The sequence below is a fragment of the Streptomyces sp. NTH33 genome, assembly GCF_003236365.1.
Taxonomy (GTDB): Bacteria; Actinomycetota; Actinomycetes; order Streptomycetales; family Streptomycetaceae; genus Streptomyces.
Genome location: NZ_POTZ01000005.1, coordinates 33,044 through 47,505, shown reverse-complemented (window position 1 = coordinate 47,505; position 14,462 = coordinate 33,044). Strand labels below are relative to the sequence as shown.

15 protein-coding genes and 3 pseudogenes are annotated in these 14,462 nt (G+C 73.2%); 11 read left to right on the top strand and 7 right to left on the bottom strand.

Translation table 11 applies throughout. The features are described 5' to 3' along the window. Positions 1-493 (bottom strand): annotated as a pseudogene (locus C1I97_RS01220) (alpha-ketoacid dehydrogenase subunit beta); the annotation flags it as partial. Positions 494-508: 15 nt separating this feature from the next. Then, positions 509-1,197: pseudogene (locus C1I97_RS01215) on the bottom strand (thiamine pyrophosphate-dependent enzyme). A gap of 33 nt (positions 1,198-1,230) precedes the next feature. Between C1I97_RS01215 and C1I97_RS40920 the strand changes: the two are divergent. From C1I97_RS40920 to C1I97_RS01185, 7 genes and pseudogenes are all read left to right on the top strand, one after another. Beyond that, positions 1,231-1,413, top strand: a pseudogene (locus tag C1I97_RS40920) (ATP-binding protein); the annotation flags it as partial. A 124-nt stretch (positions 1,414-1,537) separates the two neighbouring features. Beyond that, positions 1,538-2,425, top strand: a complete 888-nt coding sequence (locus C1I97_RS01210) for a pyridoxamine 5'-phosphate oxidase family protein (protein ID WP_111001339.1) — start codon at positions 1,538-1,540, stop codon at positions 2,423-2,425. A 230-nt stretch (positions 2,426-2,655) separates the two neighbouring features. After that, complete coding sequence (locus tag C1I97_RS01205; protein ID WP_111001338.1) at positions 2,656-3,348, top strand: CBS domain-containing protein; 693 nt, start codon at positions 2,656-2,658, stop codon at positions 3,346-3,348. Next, positions 3,345-4,025, top strand: coding sequence for an OsmC family protein (locus C1I97_RS01200; protein ID WP_258382363.1), 681 nt, complete (start codon positions 3,345-3,347; stop codon positions 4,023-4,025). Before C1I97_RS01205 ends, C1I97_RS01200 begins: the two co-directional genes overlap by 4 nt. Positions 4,026-4,288: 263 nt before the next feature. Further along, a complete protein-coding gene (locus tag C1I97_RS01195) occupies positions 4,289-5,137 on the top strand; it encodes a cation transporting ATPase C-terminal domain-containing protein (protein ID WP_111001337.1) in 849 nt (282 codons plus the stop codon). After that, positions 5,134-5,793, top strand: a complete 660-nt coding sequence (locus C1I97_RS01190; RefSeq protein WP_111001336.1) for a potassium channel family protein — start codon at positions 5,134-5,136, stop codon at positions 5,791-5,793. Before C1I97_RS01195 ends, C1I97_RS01190 begins: the two co-directional genes overlap by 4 nt. After that, positions 5,790-6,425: a potassium channel family protein gene (locus C1I97_RS01185; RefSeq protein ID WP_111001335.1), complete on the top strand. Its 636-nt coding sequence runs from the start codon at positions 5,790-5,792 to the stop codon at positions 6,423-6,425. Before C1I97_RS01190 ends, C1I97_RS01185 begins: the two co-directional genes overlap by 4 nt. A gap of 41 nt (positions 6,426-6,466) precedes the next feature. Here C1I97_RS01185 and ppk2 read toward each other — a convergent pair whose 3' ends face one another. Then, the gene (gene ppk2 / locus C1I97_RS01180; protein ID WP_111001334.1) at positions 6,467-7,270 is read right to left on the bottom strand and encodes a polyphosphate kinase 2; all 804 of its coding nucleotides are present in this window, start codon (positions 7,268-7,270) and stop codon (positions 6,467-6,469) included. A 255-nt stretch (positions 7,271-7,525) separates the two neighbouring features. Here ppk2 and C1I97_RS01175 point away from each other — a divergent pair, with 255 nt between their 5' ends. Beyond that, a complete protein-coding gene (locus C1I97_RS01175) occupies positions 7,526-8,263 on the top strand; it encodes a CBS domain-containing protein (RefSeq protein ID WP_111001345.1) in 738 nt (245 codons plus the stop codon). A 50-nt stretch (positions 8,264-8,313) separates the two neighbouring features. Here C1I97_RS01175 and C1I97_RS01170 read toward each other — a convergent pair whose 3' ends face one another. Beyond that, positions 8,314-9,366 carry a class I fructose-bisphosphate aldolase gene (locus C1I97_RS01170; RefSeq protein ID WP_111001333.1) on the bottom strand — a complete coding sequence of 351 codons (1,053 nt, stop codon included), beginning with the start codon at positions 9,364-9,366 and terminating at the stop codon, positions 8,314-8,316. A gap of 222 nt (positions 9,367-9,588) precedes the next feature. Here C1I97_RS01170 and C1I97_RS01165 point away from each other — a divergent pair, with 222 nt between their 5' ends. Beyond that, complete coding sequence (locus C1I97_RS01165) at positions 9,589-10,476, top strand: universal stress protein (RefSeq protein ID WP_111001332.1); 888 nt, start codon at positions 9,589-9,591, stop codon at positions 10,474-10,476. A 48-nt stretch (positions 10,477-10,524) separates the two neighbouring features. Here the strand turns inward: C1I97_RS01165 and C1I97_RS01160 are convergent, their stop codons facing one another. After that, positions 10,525-11,550, bottom strand: a complete 1,026-nt coding sequence (locus C1I97_RS01160) for a 6-phosphofructokinase (protein WP_111001331.1) — start codon at positions 11,548-11,550, stop codon at positions 10,525-10,527. Between the two features lie 160 nt (positions 11,551-11,710). On the opposite strand from C1I97_RS01160, the gene C1I97_RS01155 reads away from it, so the two are divergent. Continuing rightward, positions 11,711-12,187, top strand: a complete 477-nt coding sequence (locus C1I97_RS01155) for an Hsp20/alpha crystallin family protein (RefSeq protein ID WP_111001330.1) — start codon at positions 11,711-11,713, stop codon at positions 12,185-12,187. 47 nt (positions 12,188-12,234) lie between these two features. Here the strand turns inward: C1I97_RS01155 and C1I97_RS42630 are convergent, their stop codons facing one another. Continuing rightward, positions 12,235-12,555, bottom strand: a complete 321-nt coding sequence (locus C1I97_RS42630) for a universal stress protein (RefSeq protein WP_369008350.1) — start codon at positions 12,553-12,555, stop codon at positions 12,235-12,237. A gap of 73 nt (positions 12,556-12,628) precedes the next feature. Between C1I97_RS42630 and C1I97_RS01145 the strand changes: the two genes are divergently transcribed. Continuing rightward, positions 12,629-13,450, top strand: coding sequence for a universal stress protein (locus tag C1I97_RS01145; RefSeq protein ID WP_111001328.1), 822 nt, complete (start codon positions 12,629-12,631; stop codon positions 13,448-13,450). Positions 13,451-13,490: 40 nt separating this feature from the next. On the opposite strand, the gene C1I97_RS01140 is transcribed toward C1I97_RS01145, so the two are convergent. Continuing rightward, the gene (locus C1I97_RS01140; RefSeq protein ID WP_111001344.1) at positions 13,491-14,384 is read right to left on the bottom strand and encodes a universal stress protein; all 894 of its coding nucleotides are present in this window, start codon (positions 14,382-14,384) and stop codon (positions 13,491-13,493) included. Between the last annotated feature and the right edge of the window lie 78 nt (positions 14,385-14,462).

The window sequence follows — 14,462 nt, the reverse complement described above, 5'->3', positions numbered from 1 at the left end:
GGTCGGGGTCGGCGAGTGCGGGGGCGAGCATGCCGCGCGCGTCCTCCAGTGTCGCGGGGGCCAGGACGCGGATGCCGGGGATGTGGGCGTACCAGCCCTCCAGGCTGTGCGAGTGCTGGGCCGCGAGCTGCCGTCCCGCTCCGGTGGTCATCCTGATGACGACCGGCACCGAGAGCTGGCCGCCGGACATGTGCCGCAGTGTGGCGGCGTTGTTGAGGATCTGGTCGAGTGCCAGCAGGCTGAAGTTGACCGTCATGATCTCGACGATGGGCCGCATGCCGGCGATGGCCGCGCCGATGCCCGCCCCGACGAACGCCGACTCCGACAAAGGGGTGTCGCGCACCCGTTCGGGGCCGAACTCCTCGACCAGACCGAGGCTGACACCGAAGGAACCGCCGTACTTGCCGACGTCCTCGCCCATCAGGAAAACCCGTTCGTCGGCCGACAGCGCCTCGCGGAGGGCCTCGCGGAGCGCCTCCCGGTACGTCCGTCGTCGCGGCCGTCTTCATCAGCGCGCCTCCGGCAGATCACCGGCGACCGTGCCGACGTACCGCAGGAGGTCGCCCACGGGCTCCACCGGAGCGGCCTCGGCCGCGGCCACCGCGCGGTCGACCTCGTCCGTGCAGCGCAGGTCCAGCTCGGCGTACGACGCGTCGTCCAGCTCGCCCGCCGACCTCATCCGCCGCTCCAGCAGCACCACCGGGTCACGGGTGCGCCAGTGTTCGATCTCCGCCTTGTCGCGGTAGCGGTCGGGGTCGTACGTGGAGTGCGCGCGGAAGCGGTAGGTGCGCAGTTCCAGGAAGTACGGGCCGTGCCCGGCGCGTACGCCCTCCACCGCGCGGTGCGCGGCGTCCTCCACCGCGAGGACGTCCATGCCGTCGACGGCCCAGGCCGGCATCCCGTAGGACGCGGCGCGCATGGCCAGGTCCGTCTGCCCGTGCTCGACGTGCAGCGGCGTCCCCATCGCGTACAGGTTGTTCTCGCACGCGAGCAGCAGAGGCAGCCCCCACAGGGCGGCGAGGTTCGCGGTCTCGTGGAACTCGCCCTCGGCGAAGGCGCCGTCCCCGAAGAAGCAGCAGACGACGCCGGGGCCCCGCGCATCCTCTCGGCCAGGGCGAGCCCGGCGGCGAGCGGGATGCCCCCGCCGACGATCGCGTTGCCGCCGTAGAAGCGGCGGCTCACATCGAACAGGTGCATGGAGCCGCCGCGTCCGCGGCTGCACCCGGTGGCCTTGCCGTCACCGACAACGGTGTCGGGATACCCCCGGAGGGCTGCCGCAGCGGCCTGGCCAACATGGCCGAGCGGGCCCGGAAACTGGGCGGCGACCTGGAGCTCACCACTCCCGAGGGCGGGGGCACCACGCTGGTGTGGCACGTGCCGGTGAGCGACGCGCGGAGCCCGTCCGGGAGCTGACCGACCGCGAGGGGCCGGGGCCTCTCCGCCCGGTATCCGGTACGGGGCGGGACGTCGAGCCCGTTGGTGCGGGGGACGGACCGGGGCGATCCTGGGAGGGGAGTCCCCGAGAGAAGGCATGGCCATGCACGCTCAGCTAGGCGATCGTCTGGTCGTCGAAAGCCCGGTCACCGGCCTGGCCCGGCGTGACGGCGAGATCGTCGGCCTTCACCACGACGACGGCACACCCCCGTACGACGTGCGCTGGTCGGGCACCGGTGAGGTCACGCTGGTGTTCCCCGGGCCGGACGCGCACGTCCACCACCCGGGGCACGAAGAGCCCCCGGCCGGTGGGCAGGCCCCCGCCGGACCCGCCGCCCCCGCGGCGGGGCGGCCGGGAGACTTCGGACGGCGCCTGGCGGCGGCCCGCCGACGCCGGGGACTGAGCCTGGAGGAGACCGCCGGCCGGGCCCGGATGTCGCCGCAGTACCTCGCCTATCTCGAACAGCGCTCCTCGGAGCCGGGCATCGCGACCGTCCTGCGCCTGGCCGACGCGCTCGGCACCACACTCGTCGCGCTGCGTGGCGGCGACCAGGAACTGCCGCCGGGACAGGGGCAGGCACTGCTCCACCCCCGGTTGACGGACCTGAGCCAGGACGAGTGCCGGGCGCTGCTGTCCACGCACGGAGTGGGGCGCATCGCGCTGGTCACCCCGGACGGGCCCGCCGCGTTCCCGGTCAACTACGAGGTGGCGGACGAGGCCGTCTTCTTCCGCACCGAGCCCGGCTCGGCTCCCGCCACGGCCGTCGGCAACGAGGTCGCCTTCGAGGTCGACCACGTCGACGAGGTGATGAGCCGGGGCTGGAGTGTGCTCGCGGTCGGCCGCGCCGAGGCCGTCGACGACCCGGAGGTGGTCCGCCGGCTTCAGGAGCGGGCCCACTCCGCACCATGGGCGGGCGGCCCGCGCACGCTCTGGGTGAGGGTGCGCCCCACCCGCCTGACAGGACGCCGTATCACCGTGGCCGACCGGTGAGGGCGGACAGCGGCCGAGCGTGACCCCCGGCCGAGCGGGCCGCGGCCGGCCGTCCCCCCCGGTCGAGCGGGCTGCGGCCGGCCTTCCCCCCCGGCCGAGCGGGCACCGGGGATCCAGGGACCTTCGGGGCCCGGCGTGGACTGTTCGGCCCGAGACGCCGCGGCGGCGGCGACGGTCGACTGGAGGAAGCGGGTGGCCTTCACGCCCCCCGGAGGCATCGAGGACCGGTCATGCGCTATTCCACTGTCGGCGAGGTCATGACGCGCGAGGTGGTCGCCGTGCGGTCCGGCTGCCCCTTCAAGGAGGTCGCGCGGGCCCTGGACCGCTACCGGATCGCGGCGCTGCCCGTCGTCGACGACGAGGGACGGCCGGTCGGCGTGGTCTCCGAGACGGACCTCCTCCGGCACGAGGCGGGCGGTGGCCTCCTGGTGCGCGATCCGGCCCGGGTCGGTGCCGAGACGGCCGCGGCCCTGATGACCTCGCCCGCGGTGACCGCACGCCCCGAGTGGAGTCTTGCCGAGGCGGCCCGGACGATGGAGCGCCGGGAGGTCGGGCGGCTGCCCGTCGTGGGGGCCGACGGGCGGCTGGTCGGCATCGTCAGCGGCCACGACCTGCTGCGTCCCCACCTGCGCGAGGACGCCGCCCTCGCCGACGAGATCCGTCACGACGTCCTGGAACGGATCCTGGGTCTCGCTCCGGGCTGCGTCCGGGTCCGGGTCGACGACGGGGTCGTCACCCTGACCGGCCGGATCGACGCCGCCACCGACCTTCCCGTCATCGTGCGCCTGTGCCACTCGGTGGCGGGTGTGGTGGCGGTCCGCCCTCGTCTCACCTTCGCCTACGACGGTGCCGACCTCGACGTGGAACCGCCGCGGACGAGTGCGCCACGTGCCGGGACGAACGCCGGGAGGAAGCAGACATGAACGCAGACATGAACATCGAGACCCGTTGCGGCCGTCACATCCACGTCACCCGCTTCGCACCGCGGGGACTGCCGGCCTCCATGGGACGGGTCGTCCTGGAGACCTCCTGCACGCCCCAGGACAAGAGCGAACTGTGGGCGTCGATGACGCCCGAGGAAGCCAGGAACCTGGCGGCCCTGCTGCTCTTCCAGGCGGCCGCGGTGGAACCCGCGCCCAGCGGCACGCCCGGACACGTCGAGGTGGTCCCGGTCGCCGGCGACGCCTACGAGATCCAGGTCCGCGGCCACGTCCTCACGGCCGACCAGCCGCGTTCCGACGGAGGCAGGGACACCGCGCCCACACCCGTGGAGCTGTTCGTGTCGTCGGTGGCCGCCTGCGCGGCGCACTACGCGGGACGCTTCCTCGACCGGCACGGCGTCAGCCGTGAGGGACTGCGTGTCCAGGGACGTTTCCGCATGGCCGACGACCGCCCGGCCCGGGTGTCCGAGCTCTCCCTCACGGTCCGGGCCCCGGCCCTGCCCGAGGACCGCCTTCCCGCCCTGCGCGCCGTGGTCTCCCACTGCACGGTGAGCAACACGCTCGCGCGGCCCCCCGAGACACACCTGACGGTCGTGTGCGGGGCGGAACCCGGGCCGGCGGCCCCGGCGGCCCAGGCCCGGGAGGGGACCCCGGCGTGAGCGCGTACGCGACCGTCGTGGCCGACCGCCCGCCGGTTCGGCGGGCGACGCACCGCCCGCCGAACCGGCGGGTGCCGCGGGCCGCCGCCCGTACCGGGCCGGCGAGGGCCGCGTACCCGCGCCTCCCGCCGGCCCCGGGCAGCCCCGAGCCCGACGCGGACTCATGAGGGCTCTCCGTCCCTCCCCCCCAGGACGACCGGGCCCAGGACCTCGCGCAACCCGGTGGCCCGCCACCACCGTCCTTCGAACCCTCCGGCCGGCCGGTGCACGCCTGTGCCGTCACCGACGTCATCCGGACGCTGGGCAGCTCACCGCGCGGACTGTCCTCCGCCACCGCACGGACGCGGCTCCGGGCGCGGGGACCGAACGAGCTGCCCCCCGCCCGGGGTCCCGCGGTGTGGCGTCAGCTGGCGGGCCAGTTCACCGACCTGTTCGCGGTCGTGCTGATGGTGGCCTCGGCCATCACGTTCGTCGCCTACGCACTGCAGGACCCCCGGGATCCCGGCACGTTGCAGCTGGCCGTGCCGATCACCGCGGTGCGGGTCCTCGCCATCGACCTGGGCTCCGACGTGCTGCCCGCCCTCGCCCTCGGGGCCGAGCCCCCGGAGTCCGACGTGATGGACCGGCCGCCGAGGCCGCGGACCGAGCGCCTGTTCTCCCGGACCGTCGTGCGCCGCATCGCCTTCCTCGGCGGGATCCAGGCGCTGGGCGTCTGCGCGGTCTTCTTCTGGCACATCCACGCCTCGGGCATCCCCTACGCCGACTTCACCGCGGGCAACCCCGTCTACCGGGAGGCGATCACGATGGTCCAGGCGGGCATCGTCGTCAGCCAGTTCTTCAACGCGCTGGCCGTGCGCACCGAGCGCGAAAGCGTGTTCAGGGCGGGCGTGTTCGGCAATCCGTGGCTGATCGCCGCCGGGCTCTTCGGCCTGGCGCTGATGGCGGCCATCAGCTACCTGCCCCTGCTGCAGAGCGTGTTCCACACCGCCCCGCTCACGGCCGGCGACTGGGCCCTGCTGGCCGCCGTCGGGGTGCTGCCCCTGGCCGCCGACGAGGTGCGCAAGCTGCGGCTGCGCGGGCGCACCGCACGGCCGGAAGGAGACGTCCGATGAGAGTGGTGATCGTCGGGTGCGGACGGGTGGGTTCCGCGCTGGCGGCCCAGCTGGTCCGAGAGGGCCACGACATCCGCGTCATCGACCGGGACCGAGGCGCCGGACGCCGTCTGCCGCGGGGGTTTTCCGGCGAGTTCCACCACGGCAACGGCTTCAGCAGGCGTGTGCTGGAACAGGCGGGGACCTCCCGCAGCGACGCCGTCGTGGCCGTCACCTCCGGCGACAACAGCAACCTGGTCGTCGCCCGGATCGCCAAGGAGACCTTCCGGGTGCCCACCGTCCTCGCCCAGGTGCACGATCCGCGGCGCGCGGAACTGTACGAGGGCCTCGGCATCCCGACGGTCTCCGACGTCACCTGGTCGGTCAACCGCATCCACCGGATGCTGCTCCACCGCCATCTCGCCCCCGACGTGACCTTCGGCAACGGCGAGACGCTGCTCGTCCGCTCGGCGGTACCCGCCTATCTGGCAGGGCGGAAGCTGTCCGAGTTCGAGGTCGACGGCGAGATCCGGGTGGTGGAGGTGACCCGCGGCGGACGGTCCCTGGTGCCCCGGCAGACCACCACGGCCGCGCCCGGGGACGTGGTCACCTTCGCCGTGGCCGCCCACTGTCTGCACCGGCTCCGTGCCTTCCTCGACAAGGAGCTGGGGACGTGAACGTACTCATCGCCGGCGCGGGCAGGCTGGGCACGCGCGTCGCCCAGGTGCTCACCGCCGCGGGCAACGAGGCCACCCTCGTCGACGTCGACGAGGAGCGCGTCGACGCGCTGCGCGGGCAGTGCGACGCCGGCGAGGCGGCCGTCCAGGCGAGGGCGGGTGCGGCGCGCGCGGACCTGGTGATCGCCGCCACGGGGCGCGACGAGGACAACCTCGTCATCAGCTACCTCGCCAAGCGGCACTTCGCCGCGCCCCGCGTGGTGGCGCGGGTCAACGACGACGAGAACGCCTGGCTGTTCGACCACCACTGGGGCGTGGACATCGCCGTCCCCACGGCCACCCCGCTGGTGTCCCTCATCGAGGAGGCGACGGGAGCCGCGGACACGGTCGCGCTGCTGCGCCTGAGCACCGCGGGCGTCGGCATCATCGAGACCGCCATCACCGCCCGTTCCAAGGCGGCGGGCCGCCCCCTGGGCGACATCCGGCTGCCCGAGGGCACCCTGGTGGCGACCGTCGTACGGGACGGCAACCCCACCGCGCCCAGCCCCTCCATGCGGCTGCGGCCGGGCGACGAACTCCTGCTCGTCTCCCACAGCGCCGAGGAGCAGGAGATCCACGCGGCCTTCCAGTGAACCCGGCGGGCGGGTGCGGGATCAGGCGGGCGGGTGCGGGGTCACAGGTCCGACGCGTGATCGGGGACGTAGGTCTGCAGATCGCGCGGCGGACGCTCGTAACCGGCCGGCCGGGGCCGCACGGGCAGTTCCAGCACCGGCGGAGCGATGTCGTGGTACGGCACCGTGTCCAGCAGATGGGCGATCATGTTCAGCCGGGCCCGCCGCTTGTCGTCGCTCTCCACGACGTACCACGGTGCCTCGGCGATGTCGGTGTGCACCAGCATCTCGTCCTTGGCCCGCGAGTACGCCTCCCAGCGGGTGATCGACTCCAGGTCCATCGGCGACAGTTTCCAGCGTCGCAGCGGGTCCTGAAGGCGGCGCCGGAAGCGCTCCTGCTGCACGGCGTCGCTCACCGAGAACCAGTACTTGCGCAGCAGGATCCCGTCCTCCACCAGCATCCGCTCGAAGATCGGGCACTGGCGCAGGAACCGCTGGTGCTCCTCCTTGGTGCAGAAGCCCATCACGTGCTCGACTCCGGCCCGGTTGTACCAGGACCGGTCGAACAGCACGATCTCCCCGGCCGCCGGCAGCTGTTCGACGTACCGCTGGAAGTACCACTGGGTGCGCTCGCGCTCGGTCGGCTTGGGGAGCGCCACGATCCGCGCGACGCGCGGGTTGAGGTGCTCGGTCACCCGCTTGATCGTGCCGCCCTTGCCCGCCGCGTCCCGCCCCTCGAACACCACCACCAGCCGGGCACCGGTCGCCCGCACCCACTCCTGCAGCTTCGCCAACTCCGTCTGCAGCCGCAGCAGTTCCTTCTCGTAGGTCTTGCGCGGCAGACTCGCCGCCTTCTTGCCGGCCATGCCGCCTCCGCTGTGCGGTCCAGTCGCCCGAGGGGCGTCCACGCCCGAGCTTCGCCCCAGGACGCCAACGTACGTTCCGGCCGGCACCCGCGCACCCAGGCCCCTGTGACCGGGGACTTGGGGCCGACCGGCCCTGGAGTCGTCCCCGGACAGCCCATGGGCTCCCGGCCCGCGCCGCCGGATGCTCGAATCATCCGGGGTACGAAGCCGGTCCGGGGAGCTGTCCTGCGCGGCCGGGCCGAGGAGGGAGTGGACATGCAACACGACAAGATTGGTTCGGTGATGACCGACGAGGTCGTCCGGGCCGAGTACGGCACTCCGTTCAAGGAGGTCGCGCGCCTGCTCGCCGACCACCGGATCAGCGGCCTTCCGGTGGTGGACGACGACGAGCACGTCATCGGCGTGATCTCGGAGACGGACCTGATCACGCGCCAGGCACAGGCGGCGGACCGGCGTGAGCCGGGCCGTCACCTCCGTGCCCTGCTGACGAAGACCGCCCGGCGCCGGGCGGCGAGGACGAAGGCGCGCACGGCCGGTCAGCTGATGACCGAACCGCCCGTCACCGTGCACGCCGACGACACCATCGTGGCGGCCGCCCGGACCATGGCCGAGCGCCACGTGGAGCGGCTGCCGGTGATCGACGAGGAGGACCGGCTGGTCGGCATCGTCACCCGGCGCGACCTGCTGCGGGTCTTCCTGCGGCCCGACGCGGAGATCCGCGGGGAGGTCGTCCGCGAGGTACTGGTGCGCACCCTGGGGCTGGCACCCCACAGCGTCGCCGTCTCGGTGGCCGAGGGCGTCGTCACCCTGGAAGGCCGCATGGAACGCAGGAGCGACACCGAGATCGCCGTGTCGATGACCCGGCAGATCGACGGCGTGGTCGACGTCGTCGGCAAGCTCTCCTACCGGCTCGACGACTCACGGATCCGGCTCGACGGCGGCACCACGCGGGGCGTGGCCGACGACTGGCTGCGCGGATTCCGAGGGCCCTGAGCGGCCGGGCGGCGGGACCGAGACCCCGGGGCGGCCGGGGCCCGGCCCGCTCAGGCCACGGTGACGCTGTCGTCGAGGTAGACGTCCTGGACGGCGTGCAGGAGTTCGATGCCCTCGTCGGTGGGCCGCTGGAAGGCCTTGCGGCCGGTGATGAGCCCCGTGCCGCCGGCCCGTTTGTTGATCACCGCTGTCCGTACGGCCTGCGCGAGGTCCCCCTGGCCGGCCGAAGCGCCGCCGCTGTTGATGAGCCCGACCCGGCCCATGTAGCAGTTGGCCACCTGCCAGCGGGTGAGGTCGATCGGGTGATCGGTGGTGAGCCTGCTGTACAGGAGCTCGTCGGTCCTGCCGAAGTCCAGGGCGGTGTAGCCGCCGTTGTTCTCCGGCTGCTTCTGCTTGACGATGTCGGCCTCGATGGTCACGCCGAGGTGATTGGCCTGCCCGGTGAGGTCGGCCGACACCGAGTAGTCCACCCCGTCCTTCTTGAACGCGGAGTTGCGCAGGTAGCACCACAGCACGGTGAACATGCCCAGTTCGTGAGCCCGCGCGAAGGCCTCGCCGGCCTCCCGCAACTGGCGGTCCGACTCCTTTGAGCCGAAGTAGACCGTCGCGCCGACACCGGCCGCGCCGAGGTCGAAGCACTGCTCGACACTGCCGAACATGATCTGGTCGTAGTGGTTCGGGTAGGTCAGCAGCTCGTTGTGGTTGAGCTTGACGATGAAGGGGATCCTGTGCGCGTACCGCCGCGACACGGCCCCGAGCACACCGAGCGTGCTGGCAACGGCGTTGCAGCCGCCCTCGACGGCGAGTTCGACGATGTTCCTGGGATCGAGGTAGCGGGGGTTCGCGGCGAACGCCGACGCCGCGGAGTGCTCGATGCCCTGGTCGACCGGCAGGATCGACACGTATCCCGTGCCGGCCAGACGGCCGTGGTCGAAGAGGGACTGCAGGTTGCGCAGTACCCGGGGCGTGCGGTCGGTCGCGGCCACGGTCCGGTCGACGAAGTCGGGACCCGGCAGCACCAGGTCCTCCCTGGGAATCCCTTGGGCGGTGTGGGCCAGCAGGTCCTTGGCCTCGTCGCCCAGCAAGCCCTGGATGTCGGTCATCGGCTCGCCTCTTCGGTGGTTCGGAACGCCGGAGGTGAGGCCCGGGTTCCCACGACCTCCGGACTCATGCGGGTCCGCCGGGCGCCGCCGGGGTCCCGTCAGACCTCGCGGCCGCTGCGGACGCCGCGGCGCCCCCGCCGTGGAACAGTGGGGGAGAGGCGGAGGGGAAGGGCGCGGGCGTGCGGCGTCCGCGGAGGTGCCGGCCGGGCGAAGGAGGACACGATGACTCACCCTGTGCTGGCGGGTGTCGACGGGTCCGGACGCAGTCTGGCGGCAGTCGGCTGGGCGGCGCGGGAGGCCGCGTCGCGTGGCGTTCCGCTGCGCCTGGTCCACGCTTCCCCACCGCTTCCGGGCGCCGCCGTGCCGGGCCCGGTCGTGGACAGGCTGCGTCACATGGGCGAGCGGATGCTCCAGCGGGTGGTCGCCGACCTCGGCGACCGCTGTCCGGAGGTCGAGGTGCGGGGCGAGCAGGTCGACGACGACCCGGCCGTGGCTCTCCTCGTCGCGGCCCGCGACGCCGGGCTCCTCGTCGTCGGCTCCCGGGGGACGGGCGGTTTCGACGGTCTGGCGGTCGGACGGGTGGCGCTGCGGACGGCGGCAGCGGCCCCCTGCCCTGTCGTGCTGGTTCCCGAACGGTCCGGCATCTTCGCAGAAGAGGGGCACGCGGAACGCGGCGCTGTCCGGATCGTGGTGGGGTTCGACGCGCACCGCCCGGTCGGCGAGGTGGCGGATTTCGCGTTCTCGGCCGCCGACGCACGCGGAGCGGACCTGCGGGTCGTCCAGGCGTGGGCGCTTCCCGCCGAGGCCGTCTCCCCGCGGACGCTGGTGGTGACCGAGGAGGACCGCGCCACGTGGGAGGACCAGGAGGTTCTGCACCTCTCGGACGCGCTGTGCCCCTGGCGCGAGAAGTACCCGGGGGTGGCGGTCCGCACCGATGTCATGCTGCTCCACCCGGCGGAAGCGCTCCTGAACGCGTCCCGGGGCGCGGATCTGCTCGTCGTCGGACGCCGCACCGACCCGCGGGCACCCGAGGGCCGGCTGGGCCCGGTCACGCACGCCGTACTGCACCACGCCCGCTGCCCGGTGGCGGTCGTACCGCACGCCGGATGACAGCCGGCCGCACACCCGTGGCACAGGCCCCGCCGGGCGCCGGGCCGGTCAGCCGAAGAACACCTCGAACTCGTCGTACAGCGACGGATCGACCAGCTTGGTCGTCGCCGTGGCGTCGGCGAGGGGGTGGCGGACGATCCGGGTCCCCTGCAGGGCGACCATGACGCCGAAGTCACCGTCCTTGACCGCGTCGATGGCGTGCAGTCCGAAGCGCGTGGCGAGCCACCGGTCGAAGGAACTCGGGGTGCCGCCGCGCTGGACGTGGCCCAGGACCGTGGTGCGGGCGTCCTTGCCCGTGCGCTCCGAGATCTCCCGGGCCAGCCACTCGCCGATGCCGGACAGCCGCACGTGCCCGAACTCGTCCAGCGACTGGTCCTTGAGGAACATCTGTCCCTCCTGGGGGACGGCTCCTTCGGCGGCCACGACGATCGGCGCGTAATTGATCTTGAACCGGCTCTTCACCTGCTCGCAGACCTGGTCGATGTCGAACGGCCGCTCCGGGACGAGGATCACGTTGGCGCCGCCCGCGACGCCGGCGTGCAGGGCGATCCACCCGGAGTGCCGTCCCATCACCTCCACCACCAGGGTGCGCATGTGCGACTCGGCGGTGGTGTGGAGGCGGTCGATGGCCTCGGTCGCGATGCCCACGGCGGTGTTGAAGCCGAAGGTGTAGTCGGTGCCGGAGACGTCGTTGTCGATGGTCTTCGGCACGCCGACCAGAGGAACCCCCTGCCCGCTCAGCTCGGTGGCCACACCGAGCGTGTCCTCACCGCCGATCACGACCAGCGCGTCGACGTCGTGCGCGGCGAGGGTGTCCCGCACACGCTGCAGCCCGTCCTCGTGTTTGAGCGGGTTGGTGCGGGAAGAGCCGAGGATGGTCCCGCCACGGGGGAGGATCCCCCGCACGGCGGGGACGTCCAGAGGCATGACAGCACCCTGGAGCAGACCGAGCCATCCGTCCCGCACCCCGACGAAGTCGAAGCCGTACTCCTGGACGCCTTTGCGGACGACGCTGCGGATCACGGCGTTCAGACCGGGACAGTCACCGCCGCCGGTCAGTACTCCGACCTTCATGGCTTCCTCCCATCCGCTCCCTCCAGCCTCCCTCCAGACTCCCCCCGTTCGATCCACGGTGGCCACTCGGCGGATCCCCGGGCGTGGGGTCGCCCGGCCGGGTGAGGGCGTGCACCATGAGAAGTGACCTGAACGCCGCTCTTCGCGGAGGTGAGTCGCGATGACCCTGCCTGTACGACACCGGGCCGGCGGCCTGTTGGGGAGGGCGCTCCCCGGCCTCGGCTGGGGTGAACCGGCGGCCGCCGAGTTCGACGAGCTGTGGGAGCGCATGAACCGTCTGATGGAAAGCGCTGCCGCCGCTCCGGCCGGACTGGCCTGGTCGCCCGCGGCCGACATACGGGAGACCGACGACGCCTACGTGATCGAGGCGGAGCTGCCCGGCGTCAAGCGGGACGACATCCACATCGAGATGAGCGAGCGGGAAGTGCGCATCACGGGGGAGTACAAGGAACAGGAGCGCGAGGGCGTGCTGCGCCGCAGCACCCGTCGCACGGGGCACTTCGAGTACCAGGCGCTCCTTCCCGCGGATGTCAAGGCCGAAGAGGTCAGTGCGACCCTCGACAACGGCGTACTGACCGTCACGGCGCCCAAGGCGGAGGCCGCGAAGCCGCGCCACATCGAAATCACCGGGTCCTGACGGCTCGTTCATGCACCCGGCCCCCGGCCCTTCGCCGGGGGCCGGGTTCACCCGTGGGGGACGACGGCGACCGGGCAGCGCCCGTGGTGAAGGGCGGCCTGCGCCACGGGACCCAGGTGGGGCGCCGGAGCAGGACGGTGCCGGCGCCGGCCGACGGCCAGCAGCACGGCTCCTTCGGCGGCCTGTACGACGGCCTGGGCGAGACTCTCGGGCGAGCCGTCGAGGCCCACGGTGACGACTGGTTGCATGGCGGCGGCCTCCGTCTCGTAAGAAGCTGGGGACGACGGTGAACGAGTCCGGCGGTGCGGACGGTCCGGACGTCGCCGGCACGCCGGGCGCGTGCGCCCTGATGCGAGGAGTACCCCGATCCCCTCCGCGGCGCATGCGGACCCGCGGAGAAGGCCGGAGGCTCGGAAGCCGGCACGAGAGGAGACAGGCGCGGTGACGATTCCCCTGGTGGTCGGCGTCGACGGGTCCGAGGCGAGCCTGGAGGTGGTGGACTGGGCCGCCGCCGAGGCGGTCCGGCACGACGTGCCGCTCCACCTTCTGCACGCGGCGGCCGGGAACCACCAGGCGTCCGAGGTGATCCACGCCGCGTCGGAACGTGCCGGAAAGGGCGCTCCCACCGTGCGGCTGTCGAGCGAGGTCGTGCACGAGGACGCGATCTCCGCCCTGGTCGGCAAGGACCAGGGCGCCTTCGCGCTGGTCCTCGGGTCCAGAGGGCTCGGGGACCTTCCCGGGATGCTCCTGGGCTCGGTCGGCCTGGCCGTGGCGGCCCGGGCGGACTGCCCGGTCGTCGTGGTGCGCGGCTCGGCAGAGCACCGGGACGCCCGTTTCGGGAGCGTCGTCGTCGGTGTCGAGGAGGGGGAGGGCAGCGACACGGCCGTGCGGTTCGCGTTCCGCGAGGCCCGGGTGCGGCACTGCCGGCTGGTGGCGGTGCACGCCTGGAACCCGCAGTTCGGCGCCGCCACGACCCCCCAGGTCCCGCCGTGGTACGCCCTGGAGACCCATCGGCGCCCGCCGGCACAGGTGCTCGACGACGCCCTGCGCGGTCCGCAGGAGTGGTACCACGACGTCCCGGTGAGCCGACGGGTGATCGACGGACCGGCCCGGCGGGCACTGCTGGAAGCCGCGTCGGAGGCGGACCTGCTGGTCGTCGGCGCCCGCAGGCGGCAGGCCCTCCCCGGCCTGCAACTGGGCCTGATCAACCATGCGTTGCTGCACCACGCCCCGTGCCCCGTCGCGGTCGTTCCCCGGGAATGACCGCTGTCCGGCAGAGGACGGACACCCGGACCCCCTGCCCTCAGCCACGCCGGCCCGGGTCCCGTCCGCGCACCACCGCCACGGGCCCGCGCGCGTGCTGCAGCAGCGCCTGGCTCACCGATCCCAGCAGCAGCCCGGTGAAGCCTCCGCGCCCGCGCGAGCCGGCGACGGTGAGCTGTGCGGTGCGACTGGCCTCGATCAGTGCCTCGCGGGTGGGGCCGTTCACAGCTCTGCGTTCGACCCGCACGTCCGCGTACCGCTCGCACAGGCCCGCGATGGTCTCGGCGAGCAGGCGCTCCTCGGCGGCGGCGAGCGCGCCGGGCTCGTTGGAGTAGGGCAGCGCCGGGCTCAGGGGAGGCGGCAGCGGGGCGTTCCAGGTCGTCCACGCGTGCAGTGCCAGGAGGCGCGCACGGCGCCGTGAGGCCTCGTCGAAGGCGAAGCGAACGGCTTCGGCCCCCGCCGGGGAGCCGTCGACACCGAGCAGGACCGGCCCCGCCGCGTCGGCGGGTTCCCGTACCACCAGGACCGGGCACCGCGCGTGCGCGGCGAGCCCCATCGACGTGGAGCCCACCAGCAGCTTCGCGAAGCCCCCGAGCCCCCGGCTGCCGACGACGACGAGGTCCGCCGTCCGGGACTCGGACTCCAGCACGGTCAGGGGGTCTCCGCGCTTGATGGTGCCGGAGACCTCCACACCCGGCGCCGCCGCGCGGGCCCGGTCCGACGCTTCCTCCACCAAGCGGTCGGCCAGGTCCAGCAAGTGGGCCCTCATGGGCCGGGAGACCATCCCGTCCATCGGTGTGCGCGGTGCGGGCCAGGCGAAGGCGTGCACCAGGCGCAGGGCGGCATCGCGCAGTTCGGCCTCCCGCGCCGCACACGTCACCGCGGTCAGGCTCGGCGCCGAGCCGTCCACGCCTGCGATCACCAAGCCGGTCATCATGTCTCCCGTCCGCGCGTCTCCCGTCCGCGCGTCTCCCGTCCGCGCGTCTCCCGTCCGCGCGACCATGCGGAGCCG

Excerpts from the sequence above, each read along its gene's own strand:
- C1I97_RS01205 (WP_111001338.1), top strand. The coding sequence starts at position 2,656 with ATGCGCTATTCCACTGTCGGCGAGGTCATGACGCGCGAGGTGGTCGCC.
- ppk2 (WP_111001334.1), bottom strand. The coding sequence starts at position 7,270 with ATGGCCGGCAAGAAGGCGGCGAGTCTGCCGCGCAAGACCTACGAGAAG.
- C1I97_RS01160 (WP_111001331.1), bottom strand. The coding sequence starts at position 11,550 with ATGAAGGTCGGAGTACTGACCGGCGGCGGTGACTGTCCCGGTCTGAAC.
- C1I97_RS01140 (WP_111001344.1), bottom strand. The coding sequence starts at position 14,384 with ATGACCGGCTTGGTGATCGCAGGCGTGGACGGCTCGGCGCCGAGCCTG.
- C1I97_RS01190 (WP_111001336.1), top strand. The coding sequence starts at position 5,134 with ATGAGAGTGGTGATCGTCGGGTGCGGACGGGTGGGTTCCGCGCTGGCG.
- C1I97_RS01175 (WP_111001345.1), top strand. The coding sequence starts at position 7,526 with ATGCAACACGACAAGATTGGTTCGGTGATGACCGACGAGGTCGTCCGG.
- C1I97_RS01200 (WP_258382363.1), top strand. The coding sequence starts at position 3,345 with ATGAACGCAGACATGAACATCGAGACCCGTTGCGGCCGTCACATCCAC.
- C1I97_RS01165 (WP_111001332.1), top strand. The coding sequence starts at position 9,589 with ATGACTCACCCTGTGCTGGCGGGTGTCGACGGGTCCGGACGCAGTCTG.
- C1I97_RS01170 (WP_111001333.1), bottom strand. The coding sequence starts at position 9,366 with ATGACCGACATCCAGGGCTTGCTGGGCGACGAGGCCAAGGACCTGCTG.
- C1I97_RS01155 (WP_111001330.1), top strand. The coding sequence starts at position 11,711 with ATGACCCTGCCTGTACGACACCGGGCCGGCGGCCTGTTGGGGAGGGCG.
- C1I97_RS01210 (WP_111001339.1), top strand. The coding sequence starts at position 1,538 with ATGCACGCTCAGCTAGGCGATCGTCTGGTCGTCGAAAGCCCGGTCACC.